Source organism: Amycolatopsis sp. NPDC059657 (assembly GCF_042734395.1).
Lineage (GTDB): Bacteria > Actinomycetota > Actinomycetes > Mycobacteriales > Pseudonocardiaceae > Amycolatopsis.
Window position 1 is genome coordinate 97,038 of the sequence record NZ_JBHWEB010000005.1, and the last position, 19,456, is coordinate 116,493.

Here is a 19,456-nt window from a genome sequence, read left to right on the forward strand (position 1 = left end):
GTGGGTAAGGGGAAATGAAGGTTCAGGAGTAGGCGGGCGGACCGCGGCGCGCGTGCTGGCGGCGCAAGGTTATTCGCGTCAGATGCCCGGTGGCAGGCGGGAATGCCAGCGCGCGGGCGGGGGCGACCGGAACGGGAACTGGCCGCCAGACAACGGGAAGCAGCAGCCGCAGCGCCGCCACTGCCGTGAGCAGAAGGGTGTCCGCGTGCGCGAGGAGCAGCGCGGTGACCAGCGTCGCGAGCGCGTGCGTCGCGAGCATCGGCCCGCTCGGCAGCAACCCGGAGCCGCCGCTGTGCAACTCGGCGTGCGTGACCAGCGTGGTGAGCACGGTGTGCATCACGATCTGCCCGGCGCCGAGCACGGCCAGCGTGCCGAGCACGCCGCGGCTCTTGGCCGCGAGCGCCGTGGCCGTCCAGCCGATGAGCGTGGTGAGCAGCAAGGTCAGCGCCGCGTCCGGCACGCCGCCGTCCGCGATCGCATGCGCGCTCACCGCGAGCGCGGCCGAAGAAACGGCGAGCAGGGCACCACGAACCAAGCGCAAGGCGCTCTGCTCGTTGGTCCGGATGCTCACGCGGCTCACTCTATGGGACGAACCAGGCCCAAAGCGACAGCTTCTCGCGTGGTGAGCATGACAACGGTGGGTGTCTCACACGAATGGCATCTTGACAGTCATTATCGCTGGTCAGCGGGCTGATCAGGCGTCCAAACCGGACACGAAGGTTGCCGAACCCCGGTGAATAGGCAACGGTTGACGCACGTTCGGCGGTGGGAGTTCCCAAGACAATGAACATTCTCGAATACGTGTCCGACCGGTGGGACCGGCTGTCCCTCCAGGCATTACTGCATGTCAGCGCGGTGGTGCAGTGCACGATCCTGGCCGCGATCATCGGGGTGCTGATCGGAGTCGCGGTCTATCGCAGCCCAGTCGGCTCCGCGCTGGCCACGGCGCTCGCCAGCACCATCCTGACCGTGCCGTCCTTCGCGCTGCTGGGCCTGCTGATCCCGGTGCTCGGCCTCGGCGCCGACACCACGGTCGTCGCACTGGTGCTCTACGCGCTGCTGCCGATCGTGCGGAACACGATCGTCGGGCTCGGCGGCGTCGATCCGGCGATCAGCGACGCGGCCAAGGGGATCGGGATGAGCCGCTTCGGCGTGCTGACCAGGGTCGAGCTGCGACTGGCGTGGCCGGCGATCCTCGCCGGGATGCGCGTCGCGACCCAGATGCTGATGGGCATCGCGGTCATCGCCGCCTACGCCAAGGGCCCCGGCCTCGGCTCGGAGGTCTTCTCCGGCCTGTCCAACGCCGGCAGCGCCAACTCGCTCAACCAGGCCATCACGGGCACGGTCGGCGTGGTCATCCTCGCGCTGCTGCTCGACGGCGTTTACGTCCTGATCAACCGGCTTACTGTTTCGAGGGGTGTCCGTGGCTGAGAACGAGGTCTCCGGGGTCGAGATCGAACTGGAGAACGTCACCAAGCGCTACCCCGGCACCCGCGAGCCCGCGGTCGACGACTTCTCGATGGTCGTGCCCGCAGGCAAGATCGTGGTCTTCGTCGGTCCGTCCGGCTGCGGCAAGACCACCACCATGCGGATGATCAACCGGCTGATCGAGCCCACCTCCGGCAAGATCACCATCGGCGGCGAGGACGCGCTCAGCATCGACGCGGACGACCTGCGCCGCCGCGTCGGCTACGCGATCCAGCAGGCCGGGTTGTTCCCGCACTTCACCGTCTCGCAGAACATCGCCGTGGTGCCCGGCCTGCTCGGCTGGGACAAGAAGCGGATCAACGATCGTGTCGAGGAGATGATGGACCTGGTCGGCCTCGACCCGGCCGACTTCCGCGACCGCTTCCCCCGCCAGCTCTCCGGTGGCCAGCAGCAACGCGTCGGCGTCGCTCGCGCGCTCGCCGCCGACCCGCCGGTGCTGCTGATGGACGAGCCGTTCGGCGCGGTCGACCCGATCACCCGAGGCAATCTGCAGGACGAGCTGTTGCGGCTGCAGACCGAGCTGAAGAAGACGATCGTGTTCGTCACGCACGACTTCGACGAAGCCGTGAAGCTCGGTGACAAGATCGCTGTCCTTGGCGACAAGTCGACAATCTTGCAGTACGACACGCCTGAGTCGATCCTCGCCAATCCGGCAGACGACACGGTCGCCGGTTTCGTCGGCGCAGGCGCTTCGCTGAAGCAGCTGACCCTGCTGCGTGTCCGTGACGTCGAACTCCAGCAGGAAGCGCTTACCGCGGAGATCGGCGAGTCGCCCGCCGACGTGCGCGAAAAGCTGGTCCAGCGGAACAAGCACTTCGTGCTGGTGCTCGACCAGCGCCGCCGTCCGGTGCGCTGGGTGCACCTGCGTCAGCTGGCCGCCGCGAGTTCGCTGGCCACCGCGGGGAAACCGTTGCGCGACATCGTCACACTGCAGTCGACGCTGCAGGACGCGCTCGAGGCGATGCTCGCCGAGGGCGGTGCGGTGCCCGTCACCGGCGCGCGTGGTGAGTACGCCGGGACGATCGAACTCGACACCGTCATCGCGACCATCCAGAAGCTTCGCGAGGACCACAACGGGGACGTGGCGCGATGACGGCTGCCGTAGACACAGGGTTCTCCACGGAGTCCAGTTCCAAACGCGCGGAGCGGGTCCGGTTGTTCGCCCAGCCGGCCGCGGTGCTGCTGATCGTCGGCGGGGTGCTCGCGGTGGTGTTCGCGAGTGACCTTTCCGCCACGGAGAAGGAAACCCTCAACGCGAGCTCGTTGTTCGCCGCACTCGGCGACCACCTGCTGATGACGCTGGTGGTGACGGCGATCGTGGTGGTCGTCGCGGTGCCGCTCGGGGTGATGGCGACCAGGCCGTGGGCGCGCTGGGCCGCGCCGGTGCTGCTGGCGATCGCGAACATCGGTCAGGCCGCGCCCGCGCTGGGTGTGCTGGTGCTGTGGTTCATCGTCACCGGCGCGACCGGCGGGCTGTGGGTGGCCGCGTTGCCGCTGGCGTTCTATTCGCTGCTTCCCGTGCTGCGCAACACGATGGTCGGCCTGCAGCAGGTCGACCCCGCGTTGATCGACGCGGGCCGCGGCATCGGGATGTCCTCGTCCGGCGTGCTGTGGCGCGTCGAATTCCCGTTGGCCATCCCGCTGATCCTGGCCGGTCTGCGCACCTCGCTGGTGCTCGCGGTCGGCACCGCGACGTTCGGCATGTTCGTCAACGCAGGCGGTTTCGGGCTGCTGATCGACACGGGCTACAAGCTCAACCTGACCAAGGTGCTGGTCACCGGCTCGGTGCTGGCCGTCGGACTGGCACTGCTGGTGGACTGGCTGGGCGCGGTCGCCGAACAGCTGCTCGGACCGAAGGGACTGCGATGAAGGTTCGGGCACTCGCCGCCGTGGCGCTGGTGACGTTGACCAGCGCGTGCGGACTGGACGTCAACACCTCGCTCCCGTACACGATCCATCCCGGCTCGATCCAGCCGATCCCGGAGCTCAAGGACGTCAAGGTGACGGTGGGGTCCAAGGACTTCACCGAGAACATCCTGCTGGCATACATGGCCGAAATGGCGCTCTCGGCGGCAGGCGCGGACGTACGCGACCTGACTGACATCAAGGGTTCCAACTCGTCACGGCAAGCCTTGCTGGGTGGCCAGACCGACGTCACGTGGGAGTACACCGGCACCGGCTGGATCAACTACCAGGGCAACGAACTGCCCGTGCCCGGCGGCGAGCAGGCCCAGTACGACGCGACGAAGAAGGCCGACGAAGAGAAGTTCGGCGTCACCTGGCTGGACTACTCGCCGCTGAACGACCAGTACGGCTTCGCTGTCACCGAGGCCTACGCGCAGCAGAACAACCTGAAGACCACGTCGGATCTGGCCGAATTCCTCAAGAAACGACCGGAGCAGGCGGTGTTCTGCCTGGAGACCGAGTTCACCAGCCGCCAGGACGGTTTCCCCGCCGCGGTCAAGGCATACGGCTTCCAGTCGCCCGTGGTGAAGAACTTCGGCATCGGCACGATCTACTCGGCCGTGTCGAGCGGAACCTGCCCGATCGGCGAGATCTTCACGACCGACGGCCGCATCGCGGGCCTCAACCTCAAGGTGCTCGACGACGACAAGAAGGCGTTCCCGCAGTACAACGCCGTCGCGACGCTGCGCTCCGACTTTCTCAAGCAGCACCCGCAACTGCGCGGGCCGCTCGAAGCGGTCAGCAAGGCCATCGACAACAAGCAGATGATCGAGCTGTGCAAGCAGGTCGACGTCGACGGCCGCGACCATGGTGAGGTCGCGCGGGACTGGATGGTCGCGAAGGGCTTCGTCAAGACTGACTAATCTGACCCGTATGGGGGAATGGATCAAGCTCGGCGAAATCACCTGTCCGTCCGGTGTGCTGGTGATCGGTGACGGCGGCCATCTCGGGATCTGGTCGGGTGAGCGGCCGCCGTCCGAGCTCGACCAGGAGTTCCTGGACGTGCACCCGGCGCGGGTGGCGGAAGAACCCAAGGTGCCGCACGCCGAGCGGGCCAGGCAGTGCGGTGACGGCGAGTTCGCTGTCTTCGGCCTGCCGATGGTGGCCGTCGGCGGACTGCCCGTCGACAGGTCGCTGACGGTCGACGGAATCCGGTCGCCGGACGACGAATACTCGTGGGAAAGCTTGCGGCTGGCCGTCTCCGACGCGCCGGTGGTCCGTAGCGTGCGGCTCGGCACGATCTGCGTCGACTGGGCGAGACTGTTCTTCGGCGATGTCGACGCGTTGAGCCATTGGGAACACCACGATCCGATCGACGGCCTGGCCGATCTGATCTTCTGGGGACGCGACTGCGAAGCGGCCGCCGCCGAGTTCGGCGCGACCCAGCCCGGAATCCCCGGCGAGGAAACCAGCTGGGGCTGGGTCGATCTGAGCATGCGCGAGGCCGTCGAGCGCGGACGCGCGATCGTCGCGTGGCGGCAGGAGCACCCCGAGTACCTGATGAAGCTCGACTTCCGGCCGCACTCGCACCACTGGCAGGTGATGGCCCAGGTGCGCGCCACCGCCGAAGAAGCGGGTGTCGTCGAGGTCGGCGGCGCGCAAGTGCTGTTCGCGATGACCAGCTGGGGCGACGGCTTCTTCCCCGTCTATGCCGACTACGACGGCGGCGACGCGGTCGCCGCCGTCCGTGTCGTCCTAGACACCGAGCCGGTGCAGTAGCTGGCCTTCCAGCACATCCAGCTCACCCGCGACCGCGTGGTGGGCGGACTTGCGCCGCGGCGCGGGCATCCGCTCGGCGGCGCGCACCGACGCGGCGAGCTGTTCCAGCGTGCCCTTCGTGCGATCCGCGAACTCCTTGTCGGCGGCGGTCGCCTTCGACGACATCGAAAGCTCGACGAGTCCGTCGGCCAGACCCGAGATCCGGGCGTGCAGTTTCGCGCCGCGCCCGGTGAACTCGGCGAGGCGGGAAACGTCGACACCGAGCTTGCGTGCCTGGTAGCGGTCGTACGCCTCGCGTAACGCACCCGCCGCCTGCACCGCGTACGGGGCCACGACCGGGATCACCGCGGGCGCGATCACCTTCGCCACGCCGAGTGCGTTGCGTGCGTTCTTCGGGGTGAACTTGCCCTCACCCGCATCCTTCTTGACCTTGCGCGCCATGGTCTACCTCCGGGAGCTTGGTCACGAACTTACTGGCACCGGTGACCGCGAGCATGTCGGTGTCCGGCATCTTGCATAGAGTGACCTCTATGGGACCGGATGTTCTCCTCGATGCTGGCGCGGTCAGCCGCTGCCGCCGTCGTGTGCATTTGGACCACGACCCGGCCATGCGTGACGTCCCGCTGGCCCCGCCGGACCCCGCGGCCGAGCAGCGCATCGCCGACGCGACCGCGCACCGCAAGGAGATCGCACGGCAGCTCGAAGAGGCGGCGAACGCCGGTGACGGCTGGGTGACCATCGCGCGTGACCAGCCGGCGGCCGAGCGCGTCGAGGCCACGGAGAGTGCGCTCGCGGCCGGTGCGCGCTACATCTGGGGTGGCCTGCTGCCCGCCGATCGCGTCGGGCATCGGCGTGGTGGCTCGGAACTGCTGGTCCGGACCAATCAGGGCTATCTCCCGGTGCTGGTCGTTCGGCATCGAATCACCGACCGCGGCTCCGGCGCGATGACCACCCCGATGCTCGACCTCGACGCGGCGAACCAGCAGCCGGACCCGGCACGCAAGGTCCGCTCGCAGCCGCGTGATCTGCTGCGGCTGGTCCACCTGCGCAAGATGCTGGAGACGCTGGGCCACGCCGAAACCGGCCGCGCGATCGGCGGGGTCATCGGACTCGACGCCGACGTCGTCGTCTGGCATGACCTCGCTTCGCCGACCTGGCCGGGCGGCCGCAGCGCGCTCGCCGAGTACGAGACGCGGTTCGCCGACCGGCTCGCGATCGCGACGGCCGCGTCGAACGGCGAGCCCGCGCTCGCGGAGCCGTCGCGAGTGCTGGAATGCCGCCGGTGCCCGTGGTGGCCCACCTGCGAGACAGAGCTGAACAACACGCGCGACGTCAGTCTCGTGGCACGCGGTGAGGACGCGGCCGAGCTGCGCAAGGCCGGAATCTCCACTGTGGACAAACTGGCCGCGATGAACCCCGACGAAGAACCGCCGATGCCATGGACCGGCCCGAGTTTCGCCGACGCGGTCTACCTCGCGCGCGCCTGGCTCGCCGACCTGACGGTGGTGCGCCGCACCCGCGACGTGTCCGTGCCGCGCGCGGACGTCGAGGTCGACGTCGACATGGAGAGCTTCGGCGAAGCCGGCGCGTACATGTGGGGTTCGCTGCTGACCGGCGCCGACATCGGGCTGCCGCAGGGCTACCGCGCGTTCGTCACCTGGGACCCGCTCCCGACAGCCGACGAGGCGCGCTCGTTCGCCGAGTTCTGGGCCTGGCTGACCGAAGTCCGCGAGCGCACGGCCGCTGCCGGGCTGACCTTCCGCGCCTACTGCTACAACGCGATGGCCGAGAACCGCTGGCTCTTCGGCTCGGTCGAGCGGTTCGGCGAATACCCGGGAATCCCGACCAAGAAGGACATCCAGTCCTTTGTGGACTCCGAAGAGTGGGTGGACCTCTTCCGCAGCGTCGTCGACCAGTTCCTGTGCTCCCAAGGCAAAGGCCTCAAGGTGATCGCCCCGGTAGCCGGCTTCACCTGGCGCGACCCGGAAGCGGGCGGCGAGGCCTCGATGAGCTGGTACCGCGACGCCGTCGGCATGGACGGCGGCCTCCCCGACGCCTCCCAGCGCGACCGCCTGCTCCGCTACAACGAAGACGATGTCCAAGCCACCCGCGTACTCCGAGCCTGGATGTCCGGCCCCGCCATGGCCGACGTCCCCTACCTAGGCGACCTCTAGCCCGGGAAAAAAATCCCAATGTGGCATTGGTCAGCTCTGAGCACGCCAATGTGGCTTTCGTCAGGTGATATCTGACGAAAGCCACATTGGGATTTTTTTCCCTAGCGAGGAGCCATCCGCAGCGAGCCGTCCATGCGGATGACCTCGCCGTTCAGGTAGTCGTGGTCGATGATCGCCAGCGCGAGCTGGGCGTACTCGTCCGCGCGCCCGAGGCGCTTCGGGAACGGCACACCGGCGGCCAGCGAGGCGCGGAACTCCTCGGAGACCGTCGCGAGCATCGGCGTCTCGATGATGCCGGGCGCGATCGTCATCACGCGGATGCCGTGCGAGGCCAGGTCACGCGCCGCGGGCAGGGTCATCCCGACCACGCCGCCCTTGGACGACGCGTAGGCCACCTGCCCGATCTGGCCGTCGTAGGCGGCGACCGAGGCGGTGTTGATGATGACGCCGCGCGCGTCGTCGGCCAGCGGCTCGGTCTTGGCGATGGCCTCCGAGGCCAGCGTCAGCACGTTGAAGGTGCCGATCAGGTTGATCTGGACGACCTTGGCGTACAGGTTCAGGTCGTGCGGGCCCTTCTTGGACAGCACGCGCCCGGCCGGCCCGATGCCGGCGCAGTTCACCACGGTCCGCAGCGGACCGGAGCCGGCCGCCGTGTCGACGGCGGACTGGACCTGCTCGGGATCCGTCACGTCGGTCTCGACGTAGGTGATGCCGTCGACCTTCTCGGCCTTCTCGATCGAACCCGCGAGGTCGAGCGCGAAAACCCGCGCGCCCTTCGCGGCGAGCGCCGATGCGGTGGCGAAGCCGAGACCGGAAGCGCCACCCGTGACGATCGCGGACGTGTCGGTGATCTGCATGTTCATCCCTTCATGACCTGCGTGAGACCGAGAACAGGTTAACGCTCGTTCGCACATTCGTCGCCAGTGTGCTGCCTCACCTGTCGTGAGGAGTACTCGGGGAGGCCCACCTTTGTTAGTTTCGCGGTCAACTCGGGCTGAGACCTTCGCAACCATGACCGCAGCTCGGATCGTGGTGGTGGGGACCGGATACGTCGGCTTGACCACGGGGGCCTGCTTGGCCAGCCTGGGTCACCGCGTCACTTGTGTGGACGTCGACCAGGCAAAGGTCGCGCGGCTCTCGGCAGGCAGGGTCGACATTCTCGAACCCGGTTTGTCCGAATTGGTCGCCAGGGGACTGACCAGCGGACGGCTCACCTTCGTCGTCGGCGCCCGCGCGGCCGTCCAGGACGCCGAGGGCGTGTTCCTCTGCGTGCCGACCCCGATGGGCGCGGGCGGGTCGGCCGACCTGCGCGCCGTCGAGGCCGTGACCGAAGAGATCGGCGACGTGCTGCCGTCCGGCTGCGCGTTGATCACCAAATCGACCGTGCCGGTCGGCACCTCGCGGCGGATCCGCGAGATGGTCGGCCGCTCGGACATCCCGGTCGTCTCGAACCCGGAGTTCCTCCGCGAGGGCACCGCGGTCGTCGACTTCCTCAACCCCGACCGCATCGTCGTCGGCTCGGACGACCGCGAAGCCGCCACCTGGGTCGGCTCGCTCTACGAAGACCTCGCTTCGGCCACCGTCGTCTGCGACGCCGCCAGCGCGGAGCTGGTCAAGTACGCCGCGAACTGCTTTCTCGCGGTCAAGCTTTCCTACGTCAACTCGATCGCCGAACTCTGCGAGCGCCTCGGCGCGGACATCACGGTCGTCACCGAGGGCATGGGCTACGACCGCCGCATCGGCCGGTCCTTCCTCAAGCCCGGCCCTGGCTGGGGCGGCTCCTGCCTTCCGAAGGACACCAGCGCACTGGTCAAGATCGCCGAGTCGGTGCAGTACGACTTCGGCCTGCTCAACTCCGCGATCGAAGAGAACATCGCCCAGCGCGACCGCGTCGTCGCCAAGATCGCCGGCGCGGTCGGCGGCACCCTCAACGGCGCCCGCATCGGCGTGCTCGGCCTGGCCTTCAAAGCGGGCACCAACGACCTGCGCGACTCGCCCGCGCTCGCGGTCTCGTCGGTGCTCTGCGCACTCGGCGCCGAACTCACGGCCTACGACCCGGCCGTCGGCGGCGAAATCGCGGGCATGACGGTCGTCGACGACCCGTACCAGGTCGCCAAGGCCGCCGACGTGGTCGTCGTGTTGACCGAGTGGGACGAGTTCAAGCGTCTCGACTGGTCCTACATGGCCGAGCAGATGGACGGCGACACGGTCGTCGACACCCGCAATCTCCTTGACCCGCAAGCGATCCTGGACGTCGGCCTGTGCTGGCAGGGCATTGGCCGCCCCCGCGTCCGCCGTGAGGTCAACGCCTAGCGGAAGCGCCTCGCGGTCCACTCGCGCAGCCGCGCCGCGAGCGCGGGGTCCTCGACCTGCTCGGCGTGGTACCTCGCGGCGTCGACCAGTGTCTTCGTGTCAGGGGTCAGGTCGTCGCCGGTGATCGCGTCGAGGCAGCGGCGCACGACCTGATCGACCGTCGGCACCAACGCGGCCCACTCCGGGTAGTACTCGCCGATCCACCGGCATCCGTCGTACAAGAGCGCCCGCTGGGCGTCCGTGAACGCGCCGTGCTCGATCACCCAGAACTGGAGCCTGATCCACGCCTCGCGATCCTTCGGCTGGTCGCGGCTTTCGATCCGCTCACGGAGTAGCTGGAACTGCTTCAACCACCAGCCATACGGTTCGTCGACGTCCTCGGCCCACTGCTCCCGCGCCGCGTCGTCGAGCGGCATGAGGTGTTTCAGCACTCGCCACAGCGCCTTGTCCTGGCCCTTGTACGGGCGGGTCGCGATGAAGTTCGCCATGTCCGCGGACGAAATCGCCCACACCATGCCGTTGATGGGGTCGCCGTCTTCGTCGATCACGAAGATCGACACGTGCGCAGCGGGATTCCAGTACTCACGTGCGCCGAGGCCGGCGCCCTTGTCGACCTCGATCAGCTCGATGCCGCGGCGTTCCAGTTCCGCCCGCAGGACCTCGAACGGGAACTGCTTGTCGAACTTGCCGTAGCGGGCGCGGATCACCTTGCCCGCGGTCTTGTTCGGCTTCCGGCTCAGCCGGTGCACTTGGACCGTGAAATGGTGGCCCCACCAGCCGTTCCCGTCCGGCCGCTCCAGCCACGAGAACTCGACCAAGCCGTAGTCCCTGGTCATCGCGTCGTGCCAGTGGTTCTCCGCGTAGTCGCCGAGTACCTCGCCGATCTTCTCCGGCGGCAGCTGGGGGTCGAGCCCGAGCACCTCGCCGGTCTCCACCACATCCGCGAGAAAGGGCAAACCACGCATGATCCGCAACGCTAGCGGAGTGTCACTTCGTGCTCTGCTGAATTAAGGTCTCGGCATGTCCGTAACCCTGCGACCTGCGACTTCGGCCGACGCGCCCGCCGTCGCCAAGATCTGGCGCGACGGCTGGCGCGACGCTCATCTCGGCAACGTCCCCGACGGACTCGTCGAGGTCCGCACCGACGAGTCGTTCGCGACCCGTGCGTCCGAGCATGTCAACGAAACGGTCGTCGCGGTCGTCGGTGGGGTGCTTGCCGGGTTCGTCATGGTGATCGCCGATGAGGTCGAGCAGGTCTACGTCTCCTCCGAGCACCGGGGAGCCGGGGTGGCCGCGGTGCTGCTCGCCGCGGCAGAGCAGGTCGTCGTGCGCAACGGCCACAAGCGGGCCTGGCTCGCCGTTGTCGAGGGCAACACCAGGGCGCGACGGTTTTACGAGCGGCAGGGCTGGGTCGACGAGGGACCTTTCGATCATTACGCGCCGAGTGCCGATGGGCTGATTCTCGTGCCCGCTCATCGCTACGTGAAATTCGTTAGCAACGCGTAGTATCTGGGACGTGTTCACGACCAGGCCGGAACTCGCCGGTACCCACGGCATGGTGGCATCGACGCACTGGCTGGCTTCGGCCACCGGCATGGCGGTGCTCGAAGACGGCGGCAACGCCTTCGACGCGGCCGTGGCAGCCGGGTTCGTGCTCCAAGTCGCCGAGCCGCACCTCAACGGTCCCGGCGGGCAGGTGCCCGCGATCTTCGTGACCGCGTCGGATCGCACGCCCCGCGTCCTCGCGGGCCAGGGTGTCTCGCCGGCCGCCGCGACGCCGGAGCACTTCGCCGGACTGGGCCTCGATCTCATCCCCGGCTCCGGGCTGCTGGCCGCGACCGTGCCAGGCGCGTGGGACGGCTGGCTACTCATGCTGCGCGACCACGGCACGAAAAGCCTGCGTGACGTGCTCAAGTACGCGATCGCCTACGCCCGCGACGGCGTCCCGCTCGTCGACCGCGTCACCGAGACGATCGCCGCGGTGTCCGATCTGTTCCGCGACCACTGGACGTCGTCGGCCGAGCTGTGGCTGCATGCCCGTCCCGGCGAACTGCACCGCAACCCCGCGCTGGCCGCGACCTGGGAACGGCTGCTGCGTGAGGCCGAGTCCGTCAACGACCGCGACGCCCAGATCGAGACCGCGCGCCGTGCCTGGTCACGAGGGTTCATCGCGGAGGCGGTCGACGCGTTCAGCCGTCAGGCGTTCCGCGACGACTCCGGCCGCGACCACGCGGGCCTGCTCACCGCCGACGACCTCGCGAACTGGGAAGCCACCTACGAAGACGCGCTGATCACCGACGTCGGCGACTGGGGGCTGGTCAAGCTCGGCGCCTGGACGCAGGGACCGGCGTTGGCTCAGCAGGTGTTGCTGCTGGACGGTTTCCGCGACGAGCTGTCCTATGTGGACGGCGTGCCGACCGCGCGCACGGTGCATCTCGCGACCGAGTGCGCGAAGCTCGCGTTCGCCGACCGCGAGGCCTGGTACGGCGACACCGAGGTCCCGCTCGACCTCCTGCTCTCCGCCGAGTACACGGCCGCGCGCCGCGCGTTGATCAGCGATGAGGCGAGCGCCGAACTGCGGCCGGGCAACGGCGGTCGCCTGCCCGCGATCATCGAGAAACTCCGTGGCGCGCAAGCGGGTTCCGGCGCGACCGGTGAGCCGACCGTCGGCCCGCAGGGGCAGACGCGCGGCGACACCGTGCACATCGACGTCGTCGACGCCGCTGGCAACATGGTGTCCGCGACCCCGTCCGGCGGCTGGCTGCAGTCGAGCCCGACGATCCCCGAACTCGGCTTCTGCCTCGATTCGCGCGCGCAGATGTTCTGGCTCGAACAGGGCTTGCCCAACTCGCTGCGTCCCGGCAAACGCCCGCGCATCACGCTTTCGCCGTCAATGGCGCTGCGTCATGGCGAGCCGACGATCGCGTTCGGCACGCCGGGTGGTGACCAGCAAGACCAATGGCAGCTGTGTTTCTGGCTCGCCCACACGCTCGGCGGGCTGAACCTCCAAGAGGCCATCGACTCGCCTGCCTGGCACACCACGGCGTTCCCGAGCTCGTTCTACCCGCGCTCATGGACGCCCCGTGAGCTGGTCGTCGAGTCCAGGCTTGGCAAGTCCACAATGGACGAACTCGCCGAGCGCGGCCATCAGATCGTCGACGCGGGACCGTGGTCACTCGGCCGCCTGTCGGCCGTGTCCCGCGACCCGGCCACCGGCATCCTGCGCGCCGCCGCCAACCCACGGGGCGCGCAGGGTTACGCCGCCGGCCGCTAGGGCTTGCGCCAGAGCCAGAACTCGATGCCCTGGTCATCGGTGCAATCGGCGGTGTCGCCATACGGGTGGTTCTCGATCTCGCCCGGCTGCCCACCCTGCGCGCGAACTCGGTCGAGTGCGGCGTCCAGGTCATCGACGGCGAACATCAGCTTCCAGCCGACCTGACGTTGCCCGCCCCAGAGCCCGCCCGGGAGTCCAGGCCCTTCGAAGCCCCAAGCACCTTCGACACTGCCCGCCGAGAACTGCCAGCCGAGCACCGCGCTGTAGAACGTCTTCGCGAGCTTGTCGTCCGGGGCCTGGAACGTGAAGTACATGGCCTCGCCGTGCTTGGCAGGCTTCTGCCCTGGCGCGGTCGGCGCCGCTGCCTGCGACACCAGCCACCGCTGGCCGAAGGGGTCACGGAACGCCCCGCTCGTGCCATACGGCGACGCCGTCACCGGGCGGATCACCTCGGCGCCCAGCTCCACGGCCTTGTTGAAGCTCGCGTCCACATCGGACACCTCGACCCGCACCGACGCCCCACCGGCCGTCGAGGCGACATGCCCGATCTCGGGGTGCTCCTCGGCAAGCATCAGCACGGAATCACCGATGGCCAGTTCGGCGTGCCCGATCTTTCCGTCCTCCATGACGATCGGGTCGCCTCGCCGGGTGGCGCCGAACACCTCGACGTAGAAGTCAAGCGCCGCCCGCGCGTCGGAAACGGCGAGGTAGGGCGTGAGCGAACGGGTTTCGGCGCGCGACGGCGCCTCGGTCGTGGTCATGTCTTCTCCTCGCAACACGGCCTCGCGAAGCCGCGTCAGCAGCTCCTCGGCGAAGTCCGCGTCGGGTTCGATGGGCTGCGGAGGACGGCGAAGCGCGTCGAACGGATCAAGCATCGCTGCCCTCCTTCTCCTGATAGGCCTTCCGAAACGCCGTGCGCGCCCTGACCAGCAACGCCTCGGTCGCGTGCACGCCGCGTCCCAAATGCGCGGCGACCTCCGGCACGCCGAGCCCGTCGACATAGCGCAACGTCAGCGCGGACCGGTGATGCGGACCGAGCGTCGCGAGCGCCTGCCTGGCCAGCAGCGCGTCGAGCTCCTTGTCCCATGGATCAGTGACCTCGGGTTCACTGTCGTGGACGATCCGGAGCCCGCGGTCCTCACGTTCCTTGCGCCGCCAGTGATCGGCGAGCTTGTGCCGGGCGACACCGATCAGCCAGCCGATGCTGACCGGGGGCGCGTAGTCCTTGCGGCAGGCACTGACCGCGCCGAGAAAGGTCTCGGACGTGAGCTCTTCGGCCAGCGTGCGATCACCGCACCGCGACAGCAGGTACCCATAGACCTCCGGCAGCGCCGACTCGTACAGAGCCAGTAGCGCGAAGGCCGGGTCCCGATGCACCCGCGGTTCCGTCACACCCTCATCGTCGCTCGGGGAGCCCAATCTCCAACGGGTGAATCTCGAATTTTTCGAGCAGCGCGGGCTACGCACGTAAAGTGGACTAGGCCACATGGTAGTGTGGGGTGTCCGATCGCGGATCATGAGACAATGCCGGTGACGTGAGGAGACGCAGTGACGGCCCTTCCCGAACCGCAAGGACACCCGTGGCTCGCGATGCCCGATCACCTGCTGACGCTTGAGGAGTACCTGTCGCTGGGTGAGACCGAATCGGGTTACACCGAACTCGTAGAAGGTCGTCTCCACATGTCACCGAGTCCCCGGCGTGCGCACAATGTGGCTTCACTGAAGCTGGCCGTGCAACTGATTCCGCAGCTACCTGGCGACCTCGAGGTTGTTCAGGACATCGATATCGACCTTGGGGGCCTGGCCGGTAACGGGCTGGCGTTCTCCAGACGGCCGGACCTAGTCGTGGTGAGCAAGGCCGCGGGAGCGCGGCTTGACGCGGAAGGCGGGATATACAAGGCGTCCGAGGTCGTGGTGGTCGTCGAAATCGTGTCACCGGGTTCGAAGCGCACCGACTACGTCACCAAGCACGGCGAATACGCCGATGCGGGCATTCCGCACTACTGGATCGTCGACCTCGCTGATCGGGTGTCGCTCGTCGCGTGCCATCAGGCCGGGGTGTTCGGTTACCAAGACGCTCCCGCGGCGACCGGCACGTTCACCACCACCGAGCCTTTCCCGCTCAAGCTCGACCTCGACCAACTGGGCTCGTGAGCGTTGCGGGCGGTTATTAACGCCCGCAACGCTCACGACCCCTTACCCCCGCGGGTCGGGCAGTCGACGCGCGAACCACATGACCCCTGCGGTCAGCGCGGCTTGAAGCCCGATCACCGTCATGAACGCGTCGCGGACCCCGATTGAGCCGATCAGCGAGGCGAACAGGCTGCCCAAGGTCGCGATGCCCAGCGCCAGCGAAGCCTGCTGCGTCGTGGTCATCACGCCACTACCGACACCGGCGATCTCGGTAGGCACCCGCGAGAGCACGATCCGGAACAGCGTGGTCATCGCCAGTCCCTGCCCGACGCCTGCCAGCAACATCCCCGGCGCCAGGTCCAGCACGGTGATCGACGGCCAGGCCATCGCCACTGTCCCCACCAGCACCAGCAGCCCGAGCAGTTGGATCGCGGCGCCCGCCACCACGACCCGCTGGCCGTACCGCGTCACGAACCGGCTGCTGACCAGCGACATCGTGAAGAAGCCGACCGCCATCGGGGTCAGCGCCAGCCCGGACTTCAGTGGCCCGAAGTGCAAACCCTCCTGCAACGTCACCGCGACCACGAACATGAACGCACCGAACCCCGCGAAGAACGGCACTCCCACCAGCAGCCCGCGGCGCATCGACGGCATCCGCAGCACCGACGGCGGCAGCAGCGGCATCGCACCCGAACGCTCGATCCGCCGTTCCACCACCACGAAACCCCAGACGGCGAACGGGAACACGGCCAGCAGCACGATGCTCCACACCGGCCACCCCAGCGCACGCCCTTCCATGAGCGGAACCAGCAGCGAGAGGATCGAGACGCCCAGCAGTACAGTCCCGAGCCGATCGACGCCGTGCGGGTTCTCCGACCGGCTCTCCGGCAGGGTCTGCCGGGCGAGCCACAGTCCGACGAGGCCGATCGGCACGTTGACCAGGAAGATCGGCCGCCAGCCGGTGCCCCACAGATCAGCCGAGACGAGCAGTCCGCCGACCAGCTGGCCGACGACGGTCGAGATCCCGCCCATCGCGCCGTAAAGCCCCAGCGCCTTCGACCGGCTTTCCCCGGAGGTCGACGCCTGGATGATCGAAAGCACCTGCGGCAGCATCAACGCCGACGCCGCCCCCTGCAACGCCCTGGCCAGCACCAGCATGTCGACCGAAGGCGCGATCCCGCAGAGCAGCGAGGTCAAGGTGAACGCCATGAGCCCGATGAAGAACAGCCGTCGGCGGCCGTAGGCGTCCCCCAGGCGCCCACCCACCACCAGCAACAGCGCGTACGAAATGCCGTACGCCGCGACCACCAGCTCCAAGGTGGCGGTGGACGCGTGCAGATCGGCGTTGATCGTCGGCAGCGCGACGTTGACGATGAAGAAGTCGATGATCGGAAGTGCCGCCCCCAGCAGCACGGTGACCAGGCCAGCAGTGGACAGGCCCGGCCTGACTACGCGCGTTGGCGCGGCTTGAGTCAAGGTCATGGGTACTACGATCCGCTGCCTCGTAACCTGGTACCAGGAGTCTGATTATCCTGGTACTACGACTACCTGGCACCCGGCTCACGCGTGTGCGAACCTGAATACATGACCGTCGCCGTCCAGCGCCACGAGCTGGCGTCCTTCCTCCGCAGCCGCCGCGAGCGCATCACGCCGGACCAGGTCGGGCTGCCGCAGGGCGGTCGCCGTCGCACGCCCGGCCTGCGGCGCGAGGAGGTCGCGCAGCTCGCCGGTGTCGGGGTCACCTGGTACACCTGGCTGGAGCAGGGGCGCGACATCAATGCCTCTGAGCAGGTGCTCGAGGCCATCTCGCGCACGCTGCGGCTGGACCCGTACGAGCACACCCACCTGTTCACCCTCGCCGGCGCGCCCGAACCGGCCATCAAGACCGAGTGCCGGGTGATCACCCCTGCCATGCAGACGATGCTGACCCAGCTGGAGCCGCTCCCGGTCGCCGTCCGCAACGCGCGCTGCGACCTGCTGACCTACAACCGGTCCTACAACTGGCTGATGGGCGACGTCGACAGCCTCCCGTTCGAGGAACGCAACACCCTGCTGCAGTGCCTGACCAACGCCGAGTGGCGCAGCCGTCTGCCGGACTGGGAGATCAATCTGCCGAGGGTCATCGCCGGGTTCCGGGCCGCGATGGCCGAACATCTCACCGAACCGGCGTGGAAATGCCTGGTCAAGCGGCTGCGGGAGGAATCGCCGTTCTTCGAGCGCGTCTGGGACCAGCATGACGTCAGCTCCGAGCGCATCCTCACCAAGCGGTTCCTGCATCCCGACGTCGGCATGCTGCGATTCAACTTCGCGTACCTCTACCTCGGCCGCCGCTCGGAGATCGTGATGACGACCTATACCCCTGCGGATGAGGACACAGCGGGCAAACTGCCCATGTTCAGCTGAGGTGGAATACCGCACCTGACGTAGTACGAGAACCGCTTCTCGGGGGACGCTGTTGGCGCTCTACTCGGAGTAGTTTGCCTCCCGTGTGGAAGACAGTGCGCAAGGCGGACGCGATGACCGCGGTCATCGCGACCCTTCTCGTGCTTGCCGCGCACACCGGAGCCGCCAGGTGGCAGCCGGAAACGCATCGGCTCGACGCGTTCGCGTACCTCTGGCTTGCGGCGGCGGGACTGCCGCTGATCGTGCGGCGCCGCTTCCCGTTGACGGTCTTCCTCGTCTCCGGCGTGCTCGCCTGGGCGTACTTCGGGGTGCACTACTACGCGCTGGGTCCCGTGTTCGTGTTGCCGACCATCGCGCTGTTCGTGCTGACCAGGGTTCGTGGCTGGGTCGTCGCGAGCATCGCCGCGGGGTCGCTGATCACCGCCGGCTGGATCGCCTACGTCATAACCGGCGGCGCGCTCATCCCGGACATGCGTGGCGTGGTGGTGCTGGTGCTGGCGAGCGCGGTGATCGGGATCGGGACCGCCGTGCAGAACCGGGTGGCCGTCATCGCCGCGAACCGCGAGCGGGCCTCCGAGCAGCAGCAGCGGATGGCCGAGCAGGAACGGCTGCGGATCGCGCGCGAGGTGCACGACGTCGTCGCGCACAGCCTGGCGATGATCAACGTGCAGGCCGGTGTCGCCGCGCACGTCGCCGATCGGCGGCCGGACCAGGCGAAGGAAGCGCTGATCAACATCAAGGAAGCCAGCGCTTCGGCGCTCAAGGACCTCCGCGCGACCGTGGCACTGCTGCGCGGTGGCGAGGACAGGGCACCGGCGCCGAGCCTGCGCCAGATGTCGGAGCTGATCGAGCGTGCCCGTGCCACCGGGCTTGACGTGCGGGTTCACGGTGAACCCGGCGAGCTGCCCGCGCCGGTCGACGGCGCCGCCTACCGGATCTTGCAGGAGTCGCTGACCAACGTTGTGCGCCATGCCAACGCTCCGACGAAGATCGATGTCCATTTCGGACAACAAGACCTCCAATTCCAGCTCGTCGTCAGGGATGATGGGACGGGAGCGGTTCAGCCGAAACCCGGGCACGGCCTGCGGGGCATGGGTGAGCGGGCGGCGGCGCTCGGCGGGCGGCTCACGGCGTCCGTTGTAGACGGCGGGTTCGAAATCAAAGCCGAGTTACCGATCGAGGGGGCGCCATGATCCGCGTTCTGCTGGCCGACGACCAGGTGCTGGTGCGTGCTGGATTCCGCGTGCTACTCGAGACCGAAGACGGCTTCGAGGTCGTCGGTGAGGCAGGCAACGGTGAAGAGGCGGTTGCGATGGCCACCGAGTTCAAGCCCGACATCGTCGTCATGGACATCCGGATGCCCGGTGTCGACGGCATTGAGGCCACCCGCAAGATCACCTCGAACCCGGACCTCGACCACGTGAAGGTCCTCGTACTGACGACCTTCGACGTCGACGAGTACGTCTACGACGCGCTGCGCTCCGGCGCCAGCGGGTTCCTGCTCAAGGACACCGAGCCGGTCGAGCTGCTCCGCGCGATCAAGGTGGTGGCCGACGGCGACTCGCTGCTCGCGCCCACGGTGACCAGGCGGCTGATCGCGGAGTTCGTCGGCAGGCCGGAGAACCGGCAGATCGACACCAGCGCCGTCCGCGAGATCACCGACCGCGAGCGCGAGGTGCTCGCGCTGGTCGCAGGCGGGTTGTCCAACGACGAGATCGCCAACCAGCTGGTCATCTCGTCGGCGACCGCGCGCACGCACGTCAGCCGGATCATGACGAAGATCGGGGCCCGCGACAGGGCCCAGCTCGTGGTGCTCGCCTACGAATCAGGACTGGTCACCCCGCGCGGACGCTAGGGCCTTCTCAGCTGCAGCGCCACGCGGACGATGAAGACGACGGCGAGCACTGCGACCACGACGATCTCGAATGTCATCGCGACTCCTCAGTCATGTCAGCAGATGCTCTGCCTCAAGGACGCCTGACTGTGG

General features: G+C 68.1%; 20 protein-coding genes. 13 read left to right on the forward strand and 7 right to left on the reverse strand.

Annotation, left to right across the window (positions count from 1 at the left end):
* Nucleotides 1-22 precede the first annotated feature (22 nt).
* Entirely contained in the window at nt 23-571 is a 549-nt protein-coding gene (locus ACFV15_RS04530) for a hypothetical protein (protein WP_378348732.1), read from the reverse strand.
* A 212-nt stretch (nt 572-783) separates the two neighbouring features.
* Here ACFV15_RS04530 and ACFV15_RS04535 point away from each other — a divergent pair, with 212 nt between their 5' ends.
* From ACFV15_RS04535 to ACFV15_RS04555, 5 genes are read left to right on the forward strand one after another with little or no spacing between them, the layout of a single operon-like run.
* Nucleotides 784-1,431 carry an ABC transporter permease gene (locus ACFV15_RS04535; RefSeq protein ID WP_378348733.1) on the forward strand — a complete coding sequence of 216 codons (648 nt, stop codon included), beginning with the start codon at nt 784-786 and terminating at the stop codon, nt 1,429-1,431.
* Entirely contained in the window at nt 1,418-2,581 is a 1,164-nt protein-coding gene (locus ACFV15_RS04540) for an ABC transporter ATP-binding protein (protein ID WP_378348734.1), read from the forward strand. Before ACFV15_RS04535 ends, ACFV15_RS04540 begins: the two co-directional genes overlap by 14 nt.
* Complete coding sequence (locus ACFV15_RS04545) at nt 2,578-3,357, forward strand: ABC transporter permease (RefSeq protein WP_378348735.1); 780 nt, start codon at nt 2,578-2,580, stop codon at nt 3,355-3,357. The genes ACFV15_RS04540 and ACFV15_RS04545 overlap by 4 nt, the downstream gene beginning before the upstream one ends.
* On the forward strand, nt 3,354-4,316 hold the full coding sequence (locus ACFV15_RS04550) for a glycine betaine ABC transporter substrate-binding protein (RefSeq protein WP_378348736.1): 963 nt from the start codon (nt 3,354-3,356) through the stop codon (nt 4,314-4,316). Before ACFV15_RS04545 ends, ACFV15_RS04550 begins: the two co-directional genes overlap by 4 nt.
* 10 nt (nt 4,317-4,326) lie before the next feature.
* Nucleotides 4,327-5,172, forward strand: coding sequence for a hypothetical protein (locus ACFV15_RS04555; protein ID WP_378348737.1), 846 nt, complete (start codon nt 4,327-4,329; stop codon nt 5,170-5,172).
* Here ACFV15_RS04555 and ACFV15_RS04560 read toward each other — a convergent pair.
* Nucleotides 5,149-5,613: a DUF6474 family protein gene (locus ACFV15_RS04560; protein WP_378348738.1), complete on the reverse strand. Its 465-nt coding sequence runs from the start codon at nt 5,611-5,613 to the stop codon at nt 5,149-5,151. The genes ACFV15_RS04555 and ACFV15_RS04560 overlap by 24 nt on opposite strands.
* An 89-nt stretch (nt 5,614-5,702) precedes the next feature.
* On the opposite strand from ACFV15_RS04560, the gene ACFV15_RS04565 reads away from it, so the two are divergent.
* Nucleotides 5,703-7,346: a TM0106 family RecB-like putative nuclease gene (locus ACFV15_RS04565; RefSeq protein WP_378348739.1), complete on the forward strand. Its 1,644-nt coding sequence runs from the start codon at nt 5,703-5,705 to the stop codon at nt 7,344-7,346.
* Nucleotides 7,347-7,447: 101 nt separating this feature from the next.
* On the opposite strand, the gene ACFV15_RS04570 is transcribed toward ACFV15_RS04565, so the two are convergent.
* Nucleotides 7,448-8,203, reverse strand: a complete 756-nt coding sequence (locus ACFV15_RS04570) for an SDR family NAD(P)-dependent oxidoreductase (protein WP_378348740.1) — start codon at nt 8,201-8,203, stop codon at nt 7,448-7,450.
* A gap of 154 nt (nt 8,204-8,357) precedes the next feature.
* On the opposite strand from ACFV15_RS04570, the gene ACFV15_RS04575 reads away from it, so the two are divergent.
* A complete protein-coding gene (locus ACFV15_RS04575) occupies nt 8,358-9,659 on the forward strand; it encodes a UDP-glucose dehydrogenase family protein (protein ID WP_378348741.1) in 1,302 nt (433 codons plus the stop codon).
* Here ACFV15_RS04575 and ACFV15_RS04580 read toward each other — a convergent pair.
* The gene (locus ACFV15_RS04580) at nt 9,656-10,624 is read right to left on the reverse strand and encodes a hypothetical protein (protein WP_378348742.1); all 969 of its coding nucleotides are present in this window, start codon (nt 10,622-10,624) and stop codon (nt 9,656-9,658) included. The two genes, ACFV15_RS04575 and ACFV15_RS04580, sit on opposite strands and share 4 nt — an antisense overlap.
* 55 nt (nt 10,625-10,679) lie before the next feature.
* On the opposite strand from ACFV15_RS04580, the gene ACFV15_RS04585 reads away from it, so the two are divergent.
* Both ACFV15_RS04585 and ACFV15_RS04590 read left to right on the forward strand, forming a co-directional pair.
* Entirely contained in the window at nt 10,680-11,165 is a 486-nt protein-coding gene (locus tag ACFV15_RS04585; RefSeq protein ID WP_378348743.1) for a GNAT family N-acetyltransferase, read from the forward strand.
* Nucleotides 11,166-11,175: 10 nt separating this feature from the next.
* Complete coding sequence (locus ACFV15_RS04590) at nt 11,176-12,933, forward strand: gamma-glutamyltransferase family protein (protein WP_378348744.1); 1,758 nt, start codon at nt 11,176-11,178, stop codon at nt 12,931-12,933.
* Here ACFV15_RS04590 and ACFV15_RS04595 read toward each other — a convergent pair.
* Entirely contained in the window at nt 12,930-13,808 is an 879-nt protein-coding gene (locus tag ACFV15_RS04595) for a VOC family protein (protein ID WP_378348745.1), read from the reverse strand. The genes ACFV15_RS04590 and ACFV15_RS04595 overlap by 4 nt on opposite strands.
* The gene (locus ACFV15_RS04600; protein ID WP_378348746.1) at nt 13,801-14,325 is read right to left on the reverse strand and encodes an RNA polymerase sigma factor; all 525 of its coding nucleotides are present in this window, start codon (nt 14,323-14,325) and stop codon (nt 13,801-13,803) included. Before ACFV15_RS04600 ends, ACFV15_RS04595 begins: the two co-directional genes overlap by 8 nt.
* A gap of 156 nt (nt 14,326-14,481) precedes the next feature.
* Between ACFV15_RS04600 and ACFV15_RS04605 the strand changes: the two genes are divergently transcribed.
* On the forward strand, nt 14,482-15,087 hold the full coding sequence (locus ACFV15_RS04605) for a Uma2 family endonuclease (RefSeq protein ID WP_378348747.1): 606 nt from the start codon (nt 14,482-14,484) through the stop codon (nt 15,085-15,087).
* 42 nt (nt 15,088-15,129) lie between these two features.
* Here the strand turns inward: ACFV15_RS04605 and ACFV15_RS04610 are convergent, their stop codons facing one another.
* The gene (locus tag ACFV15_RS04610; protein WP_378348748.1) at nt 15,130-16,548 is read right to left on the reverse strand and encodes an MFS transporter; all 1,419 of its coding nucleotides are present in this window, start codon (nt 16,546-16,548) and stop codon (nt 15,130-15,132) included.
* Between the two features lie 102 nt (nt 16,549-16,650).
* On the opposite strand from ACFV15_RS04610, the gene ACFV15_RS04615 reads away from it, so the two are divergent.
* From ACFV15_RS04615 to ACFV15_RS04625, 3 genes are all read left to right on the forward strand, one after another.
* Nucleotides 16,651-17,469: a helix-turn-helix transcriptional regulator gene (locus ACFV15_RS04615; RefSeq protein ID WP_378348749.1), complete on the forward strand. Its 819-nt coding sequence runs from the start codon at nt 16,651-16,653 to the stop codon at nt 17,467-17,469.
* Between the two features lie 113 nt (nt 17,470-17,582).
* On the forward strand, nt 17,583-18,662 hold the full coding sequence (locus ACFV15_RS04620) for a sensor histidine kinase (protein WP_378348809.1): 1,080 nt from the start codon (nt 17,583-17,585) through the stop codon (nt 18,660-18,662).
* Nucleotides 18,659-19,324, forward strand: a complete 666-nt coding sequence (locus ACFV15_RS04625) for a response regulator (protein ID WP_378348750.1) — start codon at nt 18,659-18,661, stop codon at nt 19,322-19,324. The genes ACFV15_RS04620 and ACFV15_RS04625 overlap by 4 nt, the downstream gene beginning before the upstream one ends.
* The last annotated feature ends 132 nt before the right edge of the window (nt 19,325-19,456 follow it).